A 19,015-nucleotide genomic window follows, 5' to 3' on the forward strand; every position below is an offset into this window, starting at 1 on the left:
CGCGGTCCCCATCGTAGCGCGACATGAGGACGTAGCCTTCGGGCCGAGGGCCGTCGCCGAAGGTCCAGCCGGTGGGCCTGTCGGCAAAGCGGCGGGGAAAGAACCCCGCCATCAGCATGTCTTCCTCAAGCAAGGCCTTTACCGTGTCGGGGATTTCCGCCACCGCCAGCGCCGCCGGGCCGACCGGCCCGAACCTTGCGGTCTCGCGTTCGCCGTCCAGCACCGCCGCGCCGAAGCCGACAAGCCCGAGAAGGCCGAGGATGCCAACGAGAAGGACGACCCAGACCTCAATCTTCGCAAACAGCAGTCTTTGCACCAAAGCCCCCGATCGCCGTCAATTCTCCCATCGGGGCCGACAGTAGCATCCCGGCCATAGCGAGCATAGCGGCATTGCAGGCGGGTTTCGCGCGGCTGTGCTAGAGAATTCAAGACGATGGCGGTTGATTCGCCTTTGGCGGTAGGCCGCCCGGACGGATACATCGACAGCGGCTTCAGTCGTCCGGAGGGCGGCAAAAGGGTCTTTGACGAATGGAATTGGCAACGGGACATGCCCGTCTGGCGGGCACCGGCCACAGGCCGGCGGAGAGGCGGAGGCGCGAGTTTCCTGCCGCGGCAGCCGGGCGCCGCGGCTCACGCCGTCCAGCGCAGCGCGCTGTCGAGCCGCCCGCCCGCGACATGACCGCGCAAGATGTTGAGCCGGATGAAGCGGCTTTCGCGCACCGTTGTCCCGGCGAAATCCATGCCGCGCACGAGATCGGCCAGTTCCCGCACCGCCTCGTGGAAGTCCTTCGTCGGCTGGTGGTCGGGAGCCAGTTCCGCGAACCGCGAGAAATCAACGCGGTAGCTGCGCTTGTCGGGGGCGGCATTGGTGTTGATCTCGACAGCGACACCGCCGAGCAGGCCGGCCACGTCCCTGGCGAGCTGGCCCACCTGCCAGGTCCACGCCTGGCTGCCGACGTTCACCTCGACGAGGTCCGCGCCCGCGCGGACGAGCGCCCACTCGATCGCACGGGCCATGTCCTCGACATGGATCAGCGGCCGCCAGGGCGAGCCGTCGGAGAGCACCTCGATCCTGCCGGTCCTCAGTGCGGTGGCGACGAAATCGTTCAGCACGAGGTCGAGCCTCAGCATCGGGCTCGCGCCGCAGGCGGTGGCGAAGCGCAGGGAGGTCACCATGAAGCCATCGCCGGCAAGGGCCCTCAGCCCTTCTTCCGTCGCCACCTTGGACCGCGCATAGGCGGTCAGCGGGTTGAGCGTGTCGGTCTCCTTGCGGAAGCTGTCGGAGCCCGCGCCGTACATCGAACAGGACGAGGCGAAGACGAAGCGCTTCACCCCGGCGGCCTTCGCCGCGGCCGCGGCCTTCAGGACGGCGGCCGAGTTGATGTCGGCGGTCGCGTCCTCGAACTCCTTGCCGATCGGGTCGTTCGACACCGCGGCCAGCGCCACCACCGCGTCGAAGCCGCGGAAATCGGCCTCAGTCAGGTCGCGCACATCGGCCCGGCGCTGGCTCGCGAAGAGCGCGTCCGGGAAGGGGGCCGCCTCGGAGCCCTGAAACCAGTTGGCGTCGATGCCGTGGACCTCGGCGCCCGGAAGGCTGCGGGTCAGGTGGCGGGCGGCGACCGGGCCGACGTAGCCGCGATGGCCGATAAGCAGGATCTTCATGGTCATGCGCGTCCTTCCGAAATGTCGCGCCCCGCGAACCCGGTGCGTCCCCCGCGGGGCGGTGACACGGGCGTGCGGGGGCGGTCGTCTGCCCCGGCCCGCATCTGTAGCGAAGGCGCGGGGCTTCTGCTACCCCGCAGCGGTGCGGGCGTGAACCTCTTCCGGTCGCGGACCGTGCCTGCACGGCCCGGCGGCGTCGCGTCCTGCCCGGACTGCATCAAGGAGTGTCACCAATGAAATGCGTCCTTCTCGCCGGCGGTCTCGGCACGAGACTCGCCGAGGAAACCGTCCGCATCCCGAAACCGATGGTGGAGATCGGCGGCCGGCCGATCCTCTGGCACATCATGAAGATCTACGCGGCCCACGGCATCAACGACTTCATCGTCTGCTGCGGCTACAAGGGCTATGTGATCAAGGAATACTTTGCCAACTACTACCTGCACGGCGCCGACGTGACCTTCGACCTCAGGCAGGGCACGACGGAAATCATCAACAACCAGGCCGAGCCCTGGCGCGTGACGCTGATCGATACGGGTCAGGAAAGCATGACTGGCGGACGCCTCCGCCGCGTGATGCCCTATCTCAGGGCCGAGGAGGCGTTCTGCATGACCTATGGCGACGGCGTGGGCGACATCGACGTGACGCGGCTCGCCGCCTTCCACAAGGCGCATGGGCGCATGGCGACGGTGACCGCGGTGCCGCCGGCCGCGCGTTTCGGCCGGCTCGACATCGCGGCGTCGCAGGTGCGCGAATTCTCGGAAAAGCCTGCAGGCGACGGCGGGCTCATCAACGGCGGCTATTTCGTCCTGTCGCCGAAGGTCGAGAAATACCTGGAGGACGACGCGACCATCTGGGAACGCGCGCCGCTCATGGGGCTTGCCCGCGACGGCGAACTCATGGCCTACGAACACAGGGGCTTCTGGCAGCCGATGGACACGATCCGCGAGCGCCAGGAACTCGAAGCGCATTGGGCGACCGGCACGGCGCCCTGGAAGATCTGGTAGAACGCCGGGCCCACCTACGACGATCAGGAGACCAGTGAGTGATGAGTTACCCCAGATGCCGGCATTGCGGCGCGGAAATGCCGATGACGCTTGTCGACCTCGGCCTCTCGGCCGTGGCGAATTCCTATGTGCCCATGGGCAAGGCAGGCGAGCCGGAGCCGAAATACCCGCTTCACGTGCGGGTCTGCGAATCCTGCTGGCTCGTCCAGGTGGACGAGGACGTGCCGCCGGCCAGTATCTTCAACGAGAGCTATGCCTATTTCTCCTCCTTCTCGGACAGCTGGCTCGCCCATGCCCGCGCCTATGCCGACGCGATGGCCGACAGGCTGCACCTCGGACGCGAAAGCCTCGTGATCGAGATCGCGTCGAACGACGGCTATCTTCTGAAGAACTTCGCGGCCAAGGGCATACCCGTCCTCGGGATAGAGCCCTCGGGCTCGGTCGCGGCCGCGGCAGAGAAGATCGGCGTGCCGACGCTCGTCGAATTCTTCGGCGAAAGGGTCGCGCGGCGGCTTCATGACGAGGGCAGGCGGCCCGATCTCATCTGTTCGGCCAACGTGCTAGCGCATGTGCCGGACATCAACGACTTCGTCGCCGGCGTGGCGGCGCTCCTGACCGGGGACGCCGTCTACACGGTCGAGTTCCCGCACCTCCTCCGGCTCATCGAGGAGGTGCAGTTCGACACGATCTACCACGAACACTATTCCTACCTCTCGCTCCTGGCGGTGGAGCGGATCTTCGCGACCAAGGGCCTGCGCGTCTTCGATGTCGAGGAGCTGCCGACCCACGGCGGTTCCTTGCGTGTCTTCGCCTGCCGGACGGGCGCCTCGCACGGCGACGGCCCCGGCCTTTCCAAGGTGCGCGCGGACGAGAAGACCGCGCGGCTCGACCGGCCGGAGGGCTACGCGGGCTTCTCCGAGAAGGTGGAGGCGGTGCGCGACGGGCTCCTGAGCTTCCTTAACAACGCCAGGGCGCAGGGCAAGCACGTGGCGGCCTACGGCGCGGCGGCGAAGGGCAACACGCTGCTCAACTACTGCGGGATCGGACCGACGCTGATCGACTTCTGCGTGGACCGCAACCCTGCCAAGCAGAACACGCTCCTGCCCGGCAGCCGCATCCCGGTCTTCGACGTGGAGGAGTTGCGGAAGCGGCAGCCCGACTTCGTGCTGATCCTGCCCTGGAACCTCAAGGCAGAGGTGATCCGCCAGCTTGGCGACCTTCGCGCAGGCGGCACCCGCTTTGTGACAGCCGTGCCCTCGATCATGGTCACCGCATGACCGCGCGCCGCGTCCTCCTGACCGGGGCCACCGGTCTCATCGGTCGCCACTGCGTCCGGCCGCTGGAGGAGCGGGGCTTCACCGTTGTCGCGGTCTCGCGCGGGCAGGGGGACGACCTGCTGGCCGATCCCGAAGGGGTCGTGGCGCGGGCGGGGGCGGATCACCTGATCCACCTCGCCTGGGCCGACGGCACGAAGGACCGCTGGTCCTCGCCGGAGAACCTCGCCTGGGTCGGGGCGAGCCTGCGGCTCCTCACCGCCTTCAAGGCGGCGGGCGGGCGGCGGGCGGTCATGGCGGGGTCTTGCGCCGAATACGACTGGACCGGGGCGGGGCATCTGGCAGAGGACGCGCCGCTCCGCCCTGCCACGCTCTACGGCGCCGCCAAGGCCGCGACCGGCATCGCCGCGGTGGCCGGCGCGCCCGCGCTCGGCGTCTCGCTCGCCTGGGCGCGGGTATTCTTCGCCTATGGTCCGGGTGAACCGGAGGGGCGGCTTTTCGGCGATATCCTGAGGGGCCTTGCGGCGGGCCGCGAGGTCGCCTGCACCGACGGGCTCCAGCGGCGCGACTTCCTCCACACGGCGGACATCGGCCGGGCGCTTGTCTCGCTTCTCGTCTCGAATGCCGAAGGGCCGGTGAACGTCGGTTCCGGCCGCGCCGTTCCGGTGCGCGAGATGATCCTTTCGCTTGCCCGCGCGATGGGTGGCGAGGGGCTGATCCGCCTCGGCGCGCGGCCGAGGCCAGCCTCCGACCCGGCTCTGATCGAGGCAGACGTGACGCGGCTTGAGCGCGAAACCGGCTTCCGTTCGGTCCTCGACATGGAAAGCGGCATCCGCGCCGTGCTTGCGGCCGAGGGGATACCGGCATGATCCTCGCGCTGCGCTCCCGCCCCGATCTCTGGCGCTTCGTGAAGTTCCTCTTCGTCGGGGTCCTCAACACCGTCTTCGGCTTTGCCGTCTATGCCGCGCTCCTCAGGGTCGCTGGCCTGCCCTGGCAATGGGCGCTGGCGCTGTCCTACGTGATCGGTGTCCTCTGGAACTTCGGCACGCATGGCCGCATCGTCTTCGGCACGCGCGGGCTTTCCCGTCTGCCGGCCTATGTCGGGGCCTATGTCGCGCTCTTCTTCCTCAATCGCTGGGCGCTCGCCGCGACCATCGCCGCGGGCCTGTCCGACCTCTGGGCGCAGGCGCTTCTGGTGCTGCCGATGGCGATGGTGGCTTTCGTCCTCGTCTCCGTGGTCCTCACCGGACGGCTTCCGTTCCGCGGGGGGCGGGGGTGACGCCGGACGATCAGCCGCGCGGGTCGGTCGCGCGCCAGCCGGCGTCATAGCGGACGATCTCACGCCCCGGGAAGGCGGCCTTCAGCGCCGCCTCGTCCAGATCGCCCCGGTCGATCAGGAAGATCGGCCGGTCCGGCGGGAACCGCGGATCGTTCAGAATAAGTGCCGCGCCCTCGTCGCCGCTCGCCGTCACCAGAACGATCGCATTGCCGAACGCGCCGGACGCGAGCGCCGCGCGGTAGGTCGCATGGATATTGCCGTATTCGTGGTACTTCACCACACCCCGCCAGGGCGTGAAGATCAGAAGCCCGAAGAGGCAGGACAGCGCGAGGATCGAGTCGATGCCGATGTTGCTGTCGCCCTCCGCGCCCGGAAACCGCGCCCGCATCGCGTCATAGCCGCGCGCGGAGAGGTAGAGCAGCGGGAAGGCCGCGAGGAACCAGTCGCGCGGCCCGACATAATAGCTGTCGGCGAACCAGTAGAACGCGGTCACCCCGATGATGGTCGCCGCGACCGCCACCATCACCCAGTCGAAGGTCCGCTTCGCGCCCTGCCAAAGGAAGAAAGCGTAGAGCAGCGCGAGCGAGCCGATCGACCAGCCGAGAAGCTCGAACTGCAGGCTCGCGGTCATGTTGACGGTGTTCACCGCGGCCTCTGCCGGCCCGTGCCCCGGCCAGAGGTCGAGTCCGCCCTGGCCGCCCGGCTGCCCGATTTCCGGCCCGAAGCCGAAGGCGTTCGCGCCCGGACCCCAGTGGCGGTCGAGATAGTCGGTCAGCGCGCGCCGCAGCGCGTTCCCGGTCAGGGCGAGGTTGTGGAAGAGGAGGAGCGCGCCCGCCACGACCGAGCCCGCCGCGAAGACCGCCGCCCGCGTCAGCGTGCCGCGCGGACCCGCGAAGACCCAGAAGGCCGTCAGCGCGCCCATCACCAGACCGTCGAGGGGGCGGGTCAGGAAGATCCAGCCCACCGCCAGACCGGCGAGGAAGAGCTGCCGGCCGGCGCGGTCGCTTCCCTCGGCGCGCTGCACCATCCACCAGGCGAAGAGCAGAAGCGCCAGCGTCAGCGTGTGCGGCATGAGCGAGGCCGCCGCGGCGAGAAGCCAGGGCGACGAGGCCATCATCAGGGCAACGAGGTCCGCCTGGTCGCGGCCGAGCCGCCGGATCGCTATCGCATAGGCGAGAAGCACCGAGAGCCCGGCGAGGATCGGGTTGAGGAGCCACGGCACCCCGAGCGCGGCAAAGGGGGCCAGCACGAGCGGCCAGCCGGGTTGTGTCACGGCGAACCAGCGCCCGTCGCGGAAATCCTGAAGGTCGTAGGCGAGCCCCGGCAGGGCCGCCTCCGGGGGCGCAGGCACCGACAGCGCCCCGGCGGCGAAGGTCCGCGCCTGGAAGAGATAGGCGACCTCCTCATCGACATGCGGAAGGTGCTGGAAGGCAACGGCGCCAAGGGCGAGGCTCACGACGACGGTGAAGACTGCGGGGGCGACGGGTGAAAGCCGGTAGTGCCCGCTCACCGGGCTCGGGACCATCGCCATTGCAATCAGCACGACAAGGTGCAGGGCCGCCAGCGCGCCGCCGGCAAGGATGTGTGCGACGTAGGCCGCCCCCGCGCCCCGGCCGACGTAATTCAGGATCGGCGAGGCGAAGAGCGTCGTCAGCACGACGAAGATCGCGATGCGGCCCCAGCCGAGCCGCCGCGTGGCCGCCGCCAGGAGACGCCCGGTCCCGAGCCGGACAAGCACCGTGAGCGCCGCCGCGACCTCCGCCATGATCACGCAGACCGCGATCCAGTCGCGCGCGTCCTGCGGGCGCAGCCGGAGCGTCGGGAACAGCGGGGTCTCGGTCAGGTAGAGCTGCGCCGCCCCGCCGCCGAGGAAGAGCGCGGCCAGAAGCGCGAAGGTGCCGGCACCGCGCCGGAGCGACTGTCCCGCCACGAAGAGCGCGAGGCCGACGACCCCCAGCGCCCAGCGGTCGACCTGGGCGACCGCGCCGGGCAGGACCGGGACCGCGACGAGAACAACGCATCCCGCCGCGGCAAGCGCGAGCCCCGGAAGGCCGGCGGGTCGGGTCGGGGAAGGGGTCATGCCTTGTGGGCGGACAGGGGCGTCACGCGGCCCGATGCGCGCCCTTGCGCGGGGATGTTGATAAGTTCCTTCTCGATCACCGTCGGTCCTCCGCGCACCTGGTTGTGGATGGCGGTGATGTATTCGCCGAGCATCCCGATGAAGAGAAGCTGCACGCCCGAGAGGAAGAACAGCGCGACGATGATCGTGGTCGTCCCCCTGGGCGCGTCGCCGATGCCGAGGAACCAGGCGAAGACGGAGAAGACCGAGAAGAGGATGGAGAAGATCGCGATGCCGAAGCCCACGAAGGTGCAGAACCGCATCGGCGCCTTGGTGAAGGCGAAGATCGCGTTCAGCGCCTGGTCGATCAGCATCATCAGGTTGTGCTTCGATACCCCGCGCTTCCGCGCCTTCCAGGTATAGGGGATGATGACCTTCTTGAACCCGACCGAGGCGATGATGCCGCGGATGTAGGGGTAGTGGTCGTTATGGCTCAGCACCGCGTCCAGCACCTTGCGGTCGATGAGCTGGAACTCGCCCACGTCGGGCGAAAGCTCGAAATCCGAAAGCCAGTTGACGATCCGGTAGAAGGCCTTGCGCGCCGAGCGCAGGACAAAGCCCTCCTCGCGCGTGGACCGTGCGCCCGCCACCACGTCGTAGCCCGATTCCCAGAGTTTCACGAACTCCGGAATATGCTCCGGCGGGTCCTGAAGGTCGACGGGCAGCATGCAGAGCGTCGCGTCGCCGGTGGAGTGCCTGAGCCCGTTGAAGGTGGAACGGTAGACGCCGAAGTTGCGTGCGTTGACGACGACCTTGACGCTCGGGTCCTTCGCGGCGATTCCGCGCAGGATTTCCACCGTGCGGTCTTGCGAGGCGTTGTCGACGAAGATGTGCTCGCGCGCGTAGCCGGGAAGATCGCGTTCGAAGATTGCCTTTACCGTCTCGTAGCAGGTCTCGACGTTGTCTTCCTCGTTGAAGCAGGGCGAGACGACGGTGATCTTCTTCATGGTGCTCAAATCCAGTCCAGGCACAATCGCACAATGGGTGACGCGACGCCATCGCGCCGACGACTCGCCTTCGTGGCAGCTTAACGCAAGTCGAGGAGGCGCATAGCGAATTTCCGGGCGCTTGCGCGACAGTGCCCTGCGTTTCATGGGAAATCCGTCGAAAACCCGCGGATTGTGGCAGGGGTGCGGACACGCTGCGCGTTGGGCTCCGGCGGGGTCACGACACATGGCAGCACACCGCTCCTTCGCAAAAAGGCAAGAAGTTTTCGGAAAAGGTCAATCAGGAGCCCCGGCTGGATGTATAGTCACGGACAAAAGGGAGGATGCCGATGCCGCTTGCCATGAACCGCGAGGTCTTCATCACCTGTGCCGTGACCGGCTCGGGCGCGACGCAGGATCGCAGCCCGCATGTCCCCCGCTCGCCGGCCCAGATCGCCGAAAGCGCCATCGCGGCGGCGAAGGCCGGGGCCGCGATCGTCCACTGCCATGTCCGCGACCCCGAGACGGGCAAGCCCTCTCGCGACCCGAAGTATTACCGCGAAGTCACGGAGCGAATTCGCGATTCCGCCACCGACGTGGTCCTGAACCTGACCGCAGGCATGGGCGGCGACATCATCTTCGGTCCGACAGAACGACCGCTGCCGCCTGTCGCCGGTACCGACATGATCGGCGCCTCCGAACGCATGGTCCATGTCGCCGAATGCCTGCCCGAGATCTGCACGCTCGACTGCGGCACGATGAACTTCGCCGAGGCCGACTACGTGATGACCAACACGCCCGGGATGCTGCGTGCCATGGGGTCGATGATGACCGCGCTCGGCGTGAAGCCCGAGATCGAGGCCTTCGACACCGGGCATCTCTGGTTCGCCAAGGAACTGGTGAAGGAAGGCGTGCTTACCGGCCCCGCCCTCGTCCAGCTCTGCATGGGCGTGCCCTGGGGTGCACCGGACGACCTCAACACCTTCATGGCGATGGTCAACAACGTGCCCGACGACTGGACCTTCTCGGCCTTCGCGCTCGGGCGCAACCAGATGGCCTATGTCGCGGCCGCCGTGCTGGCCGGCGGCAACGTGCGGGTCGGGCTCGAGGACAATCTCTGGCTCGGCAAGGGACAGCTTGCGACGAACGCCCAGCTGGTCGAACGCGCGGTGACGATCATCGAGACCATGGGCGCGCGGGTGATCGGGCCCGAGGAGGTGCGGGCGAAGCTCGGGCTGACCAAGCGGGCGCCGATGGCGCGGTGAGCGTCGGGACACGTGTCGGAACAGAAAGCCGACCGAGGAACGACACGAAACCGACGTACGCGGGATGGAAGGGAGAATGCGCATGGCGCGCAAGGCGGCGATCATCGGGGGCGGGGTCATCGGCGGCGGCTGGGCCGCGCGGTTCCTCCTGAACGGCTGGGACGTTTCGGTCTTCGACCCCGACCCGGAGGCCGAGCGCAAGATCGGCGAGGTTCTGGCCAACGCGCGCGCGGCGCTGCCCGCGCTTTCCGACGTGCCGATGCCGCCCGAGGGGCGTCTGAGCTTCGCCCCCAGCATCACAGATGCAGTCGAAGGCACGGATTACATTCAGGAATCCGTCTCAGAGCGCCTCGACCTCAAGCACCGCGTCTTCGCACAGATCCAGCAGGCGAGCCACGGCACACCCATCGGCTCCTCCACGTCCGGCTTCAAGCCCTCGGAGTTGCAGGAGGGCGCCGCCGACCCGTCGACGATCTTCGTCGCCCATCCCTTCAACCCGGTCTACCTCCTGCCTCTCGCCGAGATCGTGCCGAGTGCGAAGTCAGACACGCAGATCATTGAAGCCGCAAAGGAAATCCTGCGCGAAATCGGTATGTTCCCGTTGCATGTAAGGAAGGAAATCGACGCCCACATCGCCGACCGCTTCCTCGAGGCCGTCTGGCGCGAGGCGCTCTGGCTCGTGAAGGACGGCGTCGCCACGACCGAGGAGATCGACGAGGCGATCCGCATGGGGTTCGGCTTGCGCTGGGGCCAGATGGGCCTCTTCGAGACCTACCGGGTGGCGGGCGGAGAGGCCGGCATGAAGCATTTCATGGCCCAGTTCGGCCCGGCGCTGAAATGGCCCTGGACCAAGCTCATGGACGTCCCCGAGTTCAACGACGAACTCGTCGATCTGATCGCCGGCCAGTCCGACGCCCAGTCGGGGGCCTACACGATCCGGGAACTCGAACGCATCCGCGACCGGAACCTGATCGGCTTCCTGCGCGCCCTGAAGGAGCGCGACTGGGGCGCTGGCAGGGTGCTCCTCGATCATGACAGGCGCCGCCGTGCCGCCTTCCACGACGCGGGCAAGGCCGGCGAGGGTGCGCCCCTGGTGACGGCACGGATGCAGGTCCTGCCGGGCTGGATCGACTACAACGGCCATATGACGGAGAGCCGATATCTTTACGCCGCATCAGAGACCTCCGATGCGTTCCTCAGGTTGATCGGTGCCGACATGGACTATGTCGCGGGGGGCCACAGCTACTACACCGCCGAGACCCACATCATGCACCTCGGCGAGGCGAAACTGGGCGACCGGCTAACCGGCACTTTCCAGGTGCTCTCCTCGGACGACAAGCGCATCCACGGCTTCATCCGCATCCTGCGCGGGGAGGAAGTGGTGGCGACGCTCGAGCAGATGCTCCTGCACGTGGACATGAAGGCAGGCCGGACCTGCCCTGCGGCGCCAGACGTGCTGGCCCGGCTCGCCCTGATCGCCGAGGCTCACAAGGCCCTGCCGCGTCCCGAGGCCGCGGGACGGCACGTCGGGCAGCGCAAGACATGAGCCAGCGGGTCGTCATCACGGCGGGCGCGGCGGGCATCGGTCAGGTGATGGCCCGCACCTTTGCCGCCGCCGGCGCGGAAGTCTGGGTCACCGATGTGGACGAGGCTGCGCTCGCATCAGTTTCCCCCGGTATCCGTGCCTCGAATGTTGACGTCGCGGACGAACGGCAGATGGCGGCGTTCTTCAATGAAGTTAAGGAGATATGGGGCGAAATTGATGTCCTCTGCGCCAATGCCGGAATCAAGGGGCCGACCGCTGCCATCGACGAAATGCCGATGGTCGAATGGCGCGACTGCCTTGCCGTAAATCTCGACGGCGCCATGCTGGCCGCGAAGCATGCCGCGCCCTTCATGAAGGCGCAGCGCTCGGGCGTGATCCTCTTCACCTCCTCGACGGCGGGTCTCTACGGCTTTCCCTACCGCGCCCCCTATGCCGCGGCGAAGTGGGCGGTCATCGGCCTGATGAAGACGGTGGCGATGGAACTCGGCCCCTTCGGCATCCGTGCCAACGCCATCGCCCCGGGCTCCGTGACTGGGTCCCGTATCGACCGCGTGTTCGAGGCGGAAGCGGCCGCGAAGGGCATGACCTACGAGCAGGTCCGCGACGGCTATGCCGCTGGCACCGCGCTCGGCCGCCTGGTCGATCCGGAGGATATCGCCAGCATGGCCGTCTTCCTCGCCTCGGACGCCGCCCGCATGGTCAGCGGCCAGGTGATCACGGTCGACGGCTTCACCATCAATCCCGACCCCAGGGTGTGAGACATGGATTTCGGACTGAGCGACGAACAGCGGATGATCGTCGAGACGACGCGCGCCTTCGTCGAGACCGAGCTTTACCCGCACGAAGCCGAGGTGGAACGCAGCGGCCACCTCCGGATGGACCTGATAGAGGAATTGCAGGCCAAGGCCTTGGCGGCCGGTCTTTATGCTGCCAACATGCCGGAGGAGGTGGGCGGCGCCGGGCTGGATACGCTGACCTGGCTCCTCTACGAGAAGGAACTCGGCAAGGCCAATTACGCGCTCCACTGGACCTGCGTCGCGCGGCCCTCGAACATCCTCCTCGCCGGGACGGAAGAACAGAAGGAACGCTATCTATATCCCTGCATCCGCGGCGAAAAATGGGACTGCCTCGCGATGACGGAACCTGGCGCAGGATCCGACCTGCGCGGCATGAAGGCCACGGCACGGGAGGACGGCGGCGACTTCGTCCTGAACGGCACCAAGCACTTCATCTCGCACGCCGACATCGCCGATTTCGCCATCGTCTTCATGGCGACGGGCGAGGAGGCGACGCCGCGCGGCGCCAAGAAGCGGATCACCGCCTTCTTCGTCGACAAGGGCACCAGGGGGTTCACGGTGCGCGATGGCTATCGCAACGTGAGTCATCGCGGCTACACCAACGCGGTGCTGGAGTTCGACGAGTGCCGCCTGCCGAAATCTCAGATCCTCGGCGAAGTCCACAAGGGCTTCGAGGTCGCCAACACCTGGCTTGGCGCTACCCGGCTGCAGGTCGCCTCCACCTGTCTCGGCCGGGCGGAACGCGCGCTCGCCCATGCCGTCGCCTATGCCGCGGAGCGCGAACAGTTCGGCCAGAAGATCGGGAAATTCCAGGGAATTTCCTTCAAGCTCGCGGACATGGCGATGGAGCTTAAGGCGGCCGAACTGTTGACGCGCGAGGCGGGGTGGAAGTTCGATCAGGGCACGGTGACCGAGGCCGACATGTCGATGGCCAAGCTCAAGGCGACCGAGGTTCTGGCGATGATCGCCGACGAGGCGATCCAGATCCACGGCGGGATGGGATTGATGGACGAGCTTCCGCTGGAGCGGATCTGGCGCGACGCCCGCGTGGAGCGGATCTGGGAGGGCACCTCGGAGATCCAGCGCCACATCATCAGCCGGGAGCTTCTCAGGCCCTACGGCGGCTGACGGGGGCAGCCATGAAACGCGACCTCTCCCGTCTTCTCCGCCCGCGATCCATCGCCGTGATGGGATCGGTCTGGGCCGAAAACGTCATCGCTCAGTGCCGCAAGATGGGGTTTGCCGGGCCGGTCTGGCCGGTGCATCCGACGAAGCCTGCGATCGGCGGGCTGAAGGCCTGGCCGAACCTCGACGATCTGCCGGGGGCGCCGGATGCGACCTTCATCGGCGTCAACCGCCATGCAACGCTCGAGGTCGTGGGTGCGCTTTCCGCGATGGGCGCCGGCGGCGCGATCTGCTTCGCCTCGGGCTGGACCGAGGCCGGCGCACCGGAACTGCAGGACCGGCTCGTCAGGGCGGCGGGCGCGATGCCGGTCCTCGGGCCGAACTGCTACGGCGTCATCAACTATCTCGACGGTGCGCTCCTCTGGCCCGACCAGCACGGCGGGCGGCGGGTGGAGCGGGGGGTGGCGCTCCTCAGCCAGTCCTCCAACATCGTGATCAACCTCACCATGCAGGCGCGCGGGCTGCCGGTGGCCTATGTGGCCTGTCTCGGCAATGCCGCTCAGATCGGGCTGGCCGAACTCGCGGGGGCGCTTCTGGCCGACGAGCGGGTGACGGCGCTCGGCATGTATGTCGAGGGGATCGACGACGCTCCGGCGCTCGCGTCCCTCGCCGAGACGGCGCGGGCGGCGGGCAAGGGGATCGTCTGCGTCAAGTCGGGCAAGACCGAGGCGGCGCGGGATGCCGCGGCCTCGCACACCGCGGCGCTGGCGGGCGGCGGCGCGGCATCGTCGGCCTTTCTTCGGCAAGCCGGCATCGCCGAGGTGAACACGCTGTCGGAACTCCTTGAAACACTAAAGATATTCCACACCCATGGCCCCCGGATCGGCAACCGTCTCTGCTCGCTTTCCTGTTCGGGCGGGGAGGCGGGGCTCGTCTCCGATCTCGCGGCACCCTTCGGGCTTTCGTTCCCGCCGCCGACAGAGGCGCAGCGGCAGCGGCTCGGCGAAATTCTCGGGCCGATCGTGGCGATCGCCAACCCCCTGGACTATCACACCTTCATCTGGGGCGACGGGCCGCGCACGACGGATGTCTTCACGACGATGCTTCAGGGCTATGACGCCGGCATCTTCGTGATCGATCCGCCGCGGCCGGACCGCTGCGACCCGACTTCGTTCCAGCCCGCGCTCGACGCCATCGTCGCGGCCCAGGCGGCGACGGGCCGGCCTGCCTTCCCGGTCGCCTCGCTGCCGGAGAACTTCGACGAGGATCGGGCCATCGGCATGATCGCCGGCGGGGTTGCCCCGCTCATGGGGCTGGAGACGTCGCTCGGCGCGCTGAAGGCGGCGCAGACCGCACCGGGGCAGCCGGGCTGGCGGCCGGTGCCGGCACTCGGGTCGCGCACGACCCGGACGCTCGACGAGGCCGAGGGCAAGGCGCTCCTGAAGGCGGCGGGTGTCGCCGTCCCGCGATCGGTCCGAGCGCCGACGCTCTCCGCACTGAAGACAGGCGCGGCGGACCTTGCCGCGCCCTTCGTCCTGAAGGGGCTCGGCTTTGCCCACAAGACCGAGGCCGGGGCCGTGAGGATCGGTCTGGAATCGCTTGACGGGCAATCCGAAATTCCGGGCGCTGTCGGCTACCTTCTGGAGGAGATGGTGACCGGGACGGTGGCAGAGGTTCTCGTCGGCCTGCGCCGCGACGCGGTCTATGGCGTCACGCTCACGCTCGGGCTCGGCGGCGTGACGGCAGAGGTCCTGTCCGATACGGTTACGCTGGTCTGGCCGGTAACTGAGGCGGAGGTCCTCGGGGCCATGCGGCGCCTCAGGCTCTGGCCGCTACTCGACGGATACCGCGGCCGGCCGAAGGCGGATACCGGCGCGGTCGCGGCGATGGCCCTGGCGCTTGGCCGGCTTCTGGCGGCGCGGCCGGAGCTGGAGGAAATCGAGATCAATCCGGTCCTTGTCCTAGAGGCGGGGGCGATTGCAGTGGATGCATTGATACGGGAGGCGGTAGCATGATGAAGATGCGCGAGACGGGCCCGGTCCGGACGCGGGTCGAGGGCGGCATCCTCGAGGTGACGCTCGACCGGCCGAAGGCCAACGCCATCGACCTCGCCACGAGCCGGATCATGGGGCTCGTCTTCCGCGACTTCCGCGACGACGACGGGCTCCGGGTGGCGATCCTGCGTGCGGAGGGCGAGAAGTTCTTCTGCCCCGGATGGGACCTTAAGGCGGCCGCGGAGGGCGACGCGGTCGATGGCGACTACGGGGTGGGCGGCTTCGGGGGCCTTCAGGAACTGCCGAACCTCAACAAGCCGGTGATCGCCGCGGTCAATGGCATCTGCTGTGGCGGCGGGCTGGAGCTTGCGCTGTCCTGCGACCTGATTCTCGCCTCCGGCAACGCGACCTTCGCGCTTCCCGAAATCCGGTCCGGCACCGTGGCCGATGCCGCCTCGATCAAGCTGCCGAAGCGCATGCCCTATCACGTTGCCATGGACCTCCTGCTCACAGGCCGGTGGTTCGACGCGGAGGAGGCGCTGCGCTGGGGGCTTCTGAAGGAGATCACGGCGCCGGCCGATCTCCTGGCGAAGGCCTGGGACCTCGCACGGATGCTCGAGAGCGGCCCGCCGCTGGTCTACGCGGCGATCAAGGAAGTGGTGCGCGAGGCCGAGAACATGCGGTTCCAGGACGCGCTGAACCGGATCACCAAGCGGCAGATGGCGACAGTGGACCGGCTCTATTCTTCCGAGGACCAGCTGGAGGGGGCGCGCGCCTTCGCGGAAAAACGCGATCCCGTCTGGAAGGGGCGCTGAGGGGGGTTTCCGCCGCCGCCTGGCCTCGCCGCCAGTTCGGCCCGCGGATATCCCGGACCGGGTGAAGCGGGCGGGCATTCATTGTGGCAAGAAATACTCCCGCCGGAGGCTCCCTCACTCTGCGCGTGGGAACCGCTTGGAGGTTTCGAGAACGTTCAGGTCCATGTGGTTGCGCATGTAGCGTTCGGAGGCGTCGCGCAGGGGCTGGTAGTCCCAGGGAAAGTAGCTTCCGTTCCGCAGCGCCTCGTAGACGACCCAGCGCCGGGCCTGGCTTGCGCGGACCTCGGCGTCGAAGCGGTCGAGATCCCAGCGGGCTTCCGACATCGCCTTGAGCGCGGCGAGGGTCGCCGCATGGGCCGGGTCGGCGGCGAGGTTGCTGCGTTCCTGCGGGTCGGCGTCGAGGTCGAAGAGCTGGTCGGGGTCGAGCGCGCAGCGGTTCAGTTTCCAGCGGCCCTCACGGAGCGAGACGAGCGGGGCAGAGGATGCCTCGGCCGCGTATTCCATGAGCACCGGTGCGGTGCGCGCCGCGCCTCCGGCGAGCGGCACGAGACTTTCGCCATCGGTCCAGGGCAGCACCTCTGAGAGCGAGACGCCGGCGAGGTCGCAGAGCGTGGGGGTGACGTCGAGGGTGGAGACCGGGGCGTCGATGCGTCCCGGCGTGAGACCGGGCGCGGCGATCATCAGCGGCACGCGGGACGAGCCCTCGTAGAAGTTCATCTTGTACCAGAGACCGCGCTCGCCCAGCATGTCGCCGTGGTCGGAGACGAAGACGACGACCGCCTCCTGCCGCGTGGCTTCCAGCGTTTCCAGAATCTGCGAAATCTTGTCGTCGATATAGGAAATGTTCGCGAAGTACGCGCGGCGAGCGCGGCGGACATGGTCCTCGGTGATGTCGTAGCTCCGCCAGTCGTTGGCGTCGAAGATGCGCCGCGCATGGGGATCGTGGTCCTCGTAGGGCATCGCCGGCACCTCGGGCAGGAGGTGTTCGCAGTCCTCGTAAAGGTCCCAGAACTTCCGCCGCGCGACGAAGGGATCGTGCGGGTGGGTGAAGCTGACGGTCAGGCACCAGGGCCGGGAGTCGGCGCCCCGTGCGAGGTCGTAGATCTTCTGCACGGCGTTGAACGCGACCTCGTCGTCGTATTCCATCTGGTTGGTGATCTCGGCCACGCCGGCGCCGGTGACCGAGCCCATGTTGTGATACCACCAGTCGATCCGCTCGCCCGGCCTGCGGTAGTCGGGGGTCCAACCGAAGTCGGCGGGGTAGATGTCGGTCGTCAGCCGGCTCTCGAAGCCGTGCAGCTGGTCGGGGCCGACGAAATGCATCTTGCCCGAGAGGCAGGTCTGGTAGCCCGCCCGGCGCAGGTGATGGGCGAAGGTCGGGATGTCGGAGCGGAACTCGGCCGCGTTGTCGTAGACGCCGGTGCGCGAGGGGAGCTGGCCAGTCATGAACGAGGCACGCCCCGGCGCGCAGAGCGGCGAGGCGGTATAGGCGTTGCGGAACCGGACGGAGCGGGCGGCGAGCGCCTTCAGCGCCGGCGCATGGAGCCAGTCGGCCGGCCCGTCGGGAAAAAGCGTCCCGTTCAGCTGATCGACCATGAGGATCAGGATGTTCGGGCGGCTCATCGACATTTCCTTCCGGGTTCGTTTCGGTGCGACACTGGCGGCAGGCAGAGGTCCCGTCTTGCCGCTCCGCGACCTCGGCGTGACGCGAGCGGCATGGCCCCGGCCGGCGCGCGATGCATGATGGCATCGGCCAGGCGGAGGGCGGACATGAACGGCAGGCTTCTTCTCATCATCATCGACGGGGTGCCCCACGGCAACTGGCGGCGTCTTTTCGGCAATCTCGAAGGCTGGGTGGCGAGCGGGGAAGCGCGGGTCTGGAAGATGCGGTCGGTGCTGCCCTCGACCTCTGCCTCCTGCTATGCGTCGATCCACACCGGGCTCAGCCCGCAGGTCCATGGCGTCAGCGGGAACGACACGATCTTCCGGGCGGCCGCGCCCGATGTCTTCTCCGAAGTGGCGAAGGCGGGCAGACGCACCGGGGCGGTCGCACATTCCTTCTGGTCGTCATTCTTCAACCGGCATCCCTTCGATCCCGTCCGGGACATGGAATACGACGAACCGGATCGGGGGCCGATCCATCACGGAAGGTTCCACACGATGACGGGCTATGGCCACGACAACCAGATGACCCCCTGCGATGCCGATCTCTTCGCCACGCTCACGATGCTCTGCGAGCGGCACGGGATCGATTACGGCATGCTCCACAGCTGCACGCTCGACAGCATGGGCCATCGTTTCGGCCATGACGCGATCCAGATGGACAAGGCCTGTTTCCTGCTTGACGCGCAGCTCGCGCCGTTCATCCCGCGGTGGCGCCGGGCGGGTTACGAGGTGATCGTGACGGCCGACCACGGTCAGTCGATGCGCGGCCACCACGGCGGGACGGGGGACGACCAGCGGGACTTCGCGCTCTACTATTTCGGGCCGGGCCGCGGGCCTGCGGAAGACACCGTCCTCGACCAGCTTGCGCTTGCCCCGACGATCCTCGGGCGGCTCGGCGTGCCTGTCCCCGCGACCATGGCGGCGCGACCCTTCCTGACCTGACGGGCAGTCGCGCCCGGTGCCGCTGCGCCGGGGCATGGCCGGCCGGTCTCAGTCGGTGTAGTCGGCGCCCTCGGCGTCGAGCATCGCCCGGATTTCGCTCAGGAAGCGGCCGGCGAGGTCGGGATAGGCCTCCCACTCCTGCGCGGTCTTCTCGGCGATCTCGTCGGAGAGGACCCGCAGCGGCTGTCCGGTCTGGAGGGCGCGGACGTAGGTCTCGGCGGCACGCTCGAAGTAGTAGAGCCGGTTGAAGGTCTCGGCCACGGTCTCGCCGATCACCAGAACACCGTGGTTGCCCATGATCATGGTGCGCACCTTCGGGTTGCGCAGAAGCGCGGCACAGCGGGCGCCTTCCTCCTCGAAGGCCATGCCGCCGTAGCTGGCGTCGACGACATGGCGGCCATGGAACATCGCGCTGTTCTGGTCGACCGCCGGCAGGCGGCTGTCGGCGAGGCAGGCAAGCACGGTGGCATGGATAGAATGGACATGCATGACGCAGCGCGCATGCGGGCAGGCCCGATGGATCGCGCCGTGCAGGCCCCAGGCTGTCGGATCGGGCGCGTCGGGCCGGTCGAGCGTCGCGGGGTCGTTGGCGTCGAGAAGAA

General features: G+C 68.0%; 17 protein-coding genes. 11 read left to right on the forward strand and 6 right to left on the reverse strand.

Features of this window, described 5'->3' with window-relative positions:
* Positions 1–316 (reverse strand): hypothetical protein (locus ACMUOO_RS11900; RefSeq protein ID WP_413855343.1); only part of this gene is annotated, 316 nt, incomplete at its 3' end.
* A 314-nt stretch (positions 317–630) separates the two neighbouring features.
* On the reverse strand, positions 631–1,668 hold the full coding sequence (locus ACMUOO_RS11905; protein ID WP_301918890.1) for an NAD-dependent epimerase/dehydratase family protein: 1,038 nt from the start codon (positions 1,666–1,668) through the stop codon (positions 631–633).
* 227 nt (positions 1,669–1,895) lie between these two features.
* Here ACMUOO_RS11905 and rfbF point away from each other — a divergent pair, with 227 nt between their 5' ends.
* The 4 genes from rfbF to ACMUOO_RS11925 are packed head-to-tail and all read left to right on the forward strand — an operon-like array spanning position 1,896 to position 5,219.
* Positions 1,896–2,666 carry a glucose-1-phosphate cytidylyltransferase gene (rfbF, locus tag ACMUOO_RS11910; RefSeq protein ID WP_301918891.1) on the forward strand — a complete coding sequence of 257 codons (771 nt, stop codon included), beginning with the start codon at positions 1,896–1,898 and terminating at the stop codon, positions 2,664–2,666.
* A gap of 41 nt (positions 2,667–2,707) precedes the next feature.
* On the forward strand, positions 2,708–3,943 hold the full coding sequence (locus ACMUOO_RS11915) for a class I SAM-dependent methyltransferase (protein WP_301918892.1): 1,236 nt from the start codon (positions 2,708–2,710) through the stop codon (positions 3,941–3,943).
* The gene (locus ACMUOO_RS11920; protein WP_301918893.1) at positions 3,940–4,809 is read left to right on the forward strand and encodes an NAD-dependent epimerase/dehydratase family protein; all 870 of its coding nucleotides are present in this window, start codon (positions 3,940–3,942) and stop codon (positions 4,807–4,809) included. Before ACMUOO_RS11915 ends, ACMUOO_RS11920 begins: the two co-directional genes overlap by 4 nt.
* Positions 4,806–5,219, forward strand: a complete 414-nt coding sequence (locus ACMUOO_RS11925) for a GtrA family protein (RefSeq protein WP_301918894.1) — start codon at positions 4,806–4,808, stop codon at positions 5,217–5,219. Before ACMUOO_RS11920 ends, ACMUOO_RS11925 begins: the two co-directional genes overlap by 4 nt.
* 10 nt (positions 5,220–5,229) lie before the next feature.
* On the opposite strand, the gene ACMUOO_RS11930 is transcribed toward ACMUOO_RS11925, so the two are convergent.
* On the reverse strand, positions 5,230–7,299 hold the full coding sequence (locus ACMUOO_RS11930; protein WP_301918895.1) for a glycosyltransferase family 39 protein: 2,070 nt from the start codon (positions 7,297–7,299) through the stop codon (positions 5,230–5,232).
* Complete coding sequence (locus ACMUOO_RS11935) at positions 7,296–8,285, reverse strand: glycosyltransferase family 2 protein (RefSeq protein WP_301918896.1); 990 nt, start codon at positions 8,283–8,285, stop codon at positions 7,296–7,298. Before ACMUOO_RS11935 ends, ACMUOO_RS11930 begins: the two co-directional genes overlap by 4 nt.
* Before the next feature lie 329 nt (positions 8,286–8,614).
* On the opposite strand from ACMUOO_RS11935, the gene ACMUOO_RS11940 reads away from it, so the two are divergent.
* From ACMUOO_RS11940 to ACMUOO_RS11965, 6 genes are all read left to right on the forward strand, one after another.
* Positions 8,615–9,529, forward strand: coding sequence for a 3-keto-5-aminohexanoate cleavage protein (locus ACMUOO_RS11940; protein WP_301918897.1), 915 nt, complete (start codon positions 8,615–8,617; stop codon positions 9,527–9,529).
* Positions 9,530–9,611: 82 nt separating this feature from the next.
* Entirely contained in the window at positions 9,612–11,075 is a 1,464-nt protein-coding gene (locus ACMUOO_RS11945) for a carnitine 3-dehydrogenase (protein ID WP_301918898.1), read from the forward strand.
* Positions 11,072–11,833 (forward strand): SDR family oxidoreductase, encoded by a 762-nt coding sequence (locus ACMUOO_RS11950; protein WP_301918899.1) that lies wholly within the window; start codon positions 11,072–11,074, stop codon positions 11,831–11,833. The genes ACMUOO_RS11945 and ACMUOO_RS11950 overlap by 4 nt, the downstream gene beginning before the upstream one ends.
* Positions 11,834–11,836: 3 nt before the next feature.
* Positions 11,837–13,000 carry an acyl-CoA dehydrogenase family protein gene (locus ACMUOO_RS11955; RefSeq protein WP_301918900.1) on the forward strand — a complete coding sequence of 388 codons (1,164 nt, stop codon included), beginning with the start codon at positions 11,837–11,839 and terminating at the stop codon, positions 12,998–13,000.
* 11 nt (positions 13,001–13,011) lie between these two features.
* Positions 13,012–15,012 carry an acetate--CoA ligase family protein gene (locus ACMUOO_RS11960; protein WP_301918901.1) on the forward strand — a complete coding sequence of 667 codons (2,001 nt, stop codon included), beginning with the start codon at positions 13,012–13,014 and terminating at the stop codon, positions 15,010–15,012.
* A complete protein-coding gene (locus tag ACMUOO_RS11965) occupies positions 15,009–15,806 on the forward strand; it encodes a carnitinyl-CoA dehydratase (protein ID WP_301918902.1) in 798 nt (265 codons plus the stop codon). The genes ACMUOO_RS11960 and ACMUOO_RS11965 overlap by 4 nt, the downstream gene beginning before the upstream one ends.
* A 114-nt stretch (positions 15,807–15,920) precedes the next feature.
* Here ACMUOO_RS11965 and betC read toward each other — a convergent pair whose 3' ends face one another.
* Positions 15,921–17,429 (reverse strand): choline-sulfatase, encoded by a 1,509-nt coding sequence (gene betC / locus ACMUOO_RS11970; protein ID WP_301918903.1) that lies wholly within the window; start codon positions 17,427–17,429, stop codon positions 15,921–15,923.
* Between the two features lie 147 nt (positions 17,430–17,576).
* Between betC and ACMUOO_RS11975 the strand changes: the two genes are divergently transcribed.
* Positions 17,577–18,413 carry an alkaline phosphatase family protein gene (locus ACMUOO_RS11975; RefSeq protein WP_301918904.1) on the forward strand — a complete coding sequence of 279 codons (837 nt, stop codon included), beginning with the start codon at positions 17,577–17,579 and terminating at the stop codon, positions 18,411–18,413.
* A gap of 48 nt (positions 18,414–18,461) precedes the next feature.
* Here ACMUOO_RS11975 and ACMUOO_RS11980 read toward each other — a convergent pair.
* Positions 18,462–19,015 (reverse strand): class II aldolase/adducin family protein (locus tag ACMUOO_RS11980; RefSeq protein ID WP_413855349.1); only part of this gene is annotated, 554 nt, incomplete at its 5' end.

It is taken from the genome of Albidovulum sp. (assembly GCF_041919395.1).
GTDB lineage: Bacteria > Pseudomonadota > Alphaproteobacteria > Rhodobacterales > Rhodobacteraceae > Albidovulum.

Excerpts from the sequence above, each read along its gene's own strand:
- ACMUOO_RS11905 (WP_301918890.1), bottom strand. The coding sequence starts at position 1,668 with ATGACCATGAAGATCCTGCTTATCGGCCATCGCGGCTACGTCGGCCCG.
- rfbF (WP_301918891.1), top strand. The coding sequence starts at position 1,896 with ATGAAATGCGTCCTTCTCGCCGGCGGTCTCGGCACGAGACTCGCCGAG.
- ACMUOO_RS11915 (WP_301918892.1), top strand. The coding sequence starts at position 2,708 with ATGAGTTACCCCAGATGCCGGCATTGCGGCGCGGAAATGCCGATGACG.
- ACMUOO_RS11920 (WP_301918893.1), top strand. The coding sequence starts at position 3,940 with ATGACCGCGCGCCGCGTCCTCCTGACCGGGGCCACCGGTCTCATCGGT.
- ACMUOO_RS11925 (WP_301918894.1), top strand. The coding sequence starts at position 4,806 with ATGATCCTCGCGCTGCGCTCCCGCCCCGATCTCTGGCGCTTCGTGAAG.
- ACMUOO_RS11930 (WP_301918895.1), bottom strand. The coding sequence starts at position 7,299 with ATGACCCCTTCCCCGACCCGACCCGCCGGCCTTCCGGGGCTCGCGCTT.
- ACMUOO_RS11935 (WP_301918896.1), bottom strand. The coding sequence starts at position 8,285 with ATGAAGAAGATCACCGTCGTCTCGCCCTGCTTCAACGAGGAAGACAAC.
- ACMUOO_RS11940 (WP_301918897.1), top strand. The coding sequence starts at position 8,615 with ATGCCGCTTGCCATGAACCGCGAGGTCTTCATCACCTGTGCCGTGACC.
- ACMUOO_RS11945 (WP_301918898.1), top strand. The coding sequence starts at position 9,612 with ATGGCGCGCAAGGCGGCGATCATCGGGGGCGGGGTCATCGGCGGCGGC.
- ACMUOO_RS11950 (WP_301918899.1), top strand. The coding sequence starts at position 11,072 with ATGAGCCAGCGGGTCGTCATCACGGCGGGCGCGGCGGGCATCGGTCAG.
- ACMUOO_RS11955 (WP_301918900.1), top strand. The coding sequence starts at position 11,837 with ATGGATTTCGGACTGAGCGACGAACAGCGGATGATCGTCGAGACGACG.
- ACMUOO_RS11960 (WP_301918901.1), top strand. The coding sequence starts at position 13,012 with ATGAAACGCGACCTCTCCCGTCTTCTCCGCCCGCGATCCATCGCCGTG.
- ACMUOO_RS11965 (WP_301918902.1), top strand. The coding sequence starts at position 15,009 with ATGATGAAGATGCGCGAGACGGGCCCGGTCCGGACGCGGGTCGAGGGC.
- betC (WP_301918903.1), bottom strand. The coding sequence starts at position 17,429 with ATGAGCCGCCCGAACATCCTGATCCTCATGGTCGATCAGCTGAACGGG.
- ACMUOO_RS11975 (WP_301918904.1), top strand. The coding sequence starts at position 17,577 with ATGAACGGCAGGCTTCTTCTCATCATCATCGACGGGGTGCCCCACGGC.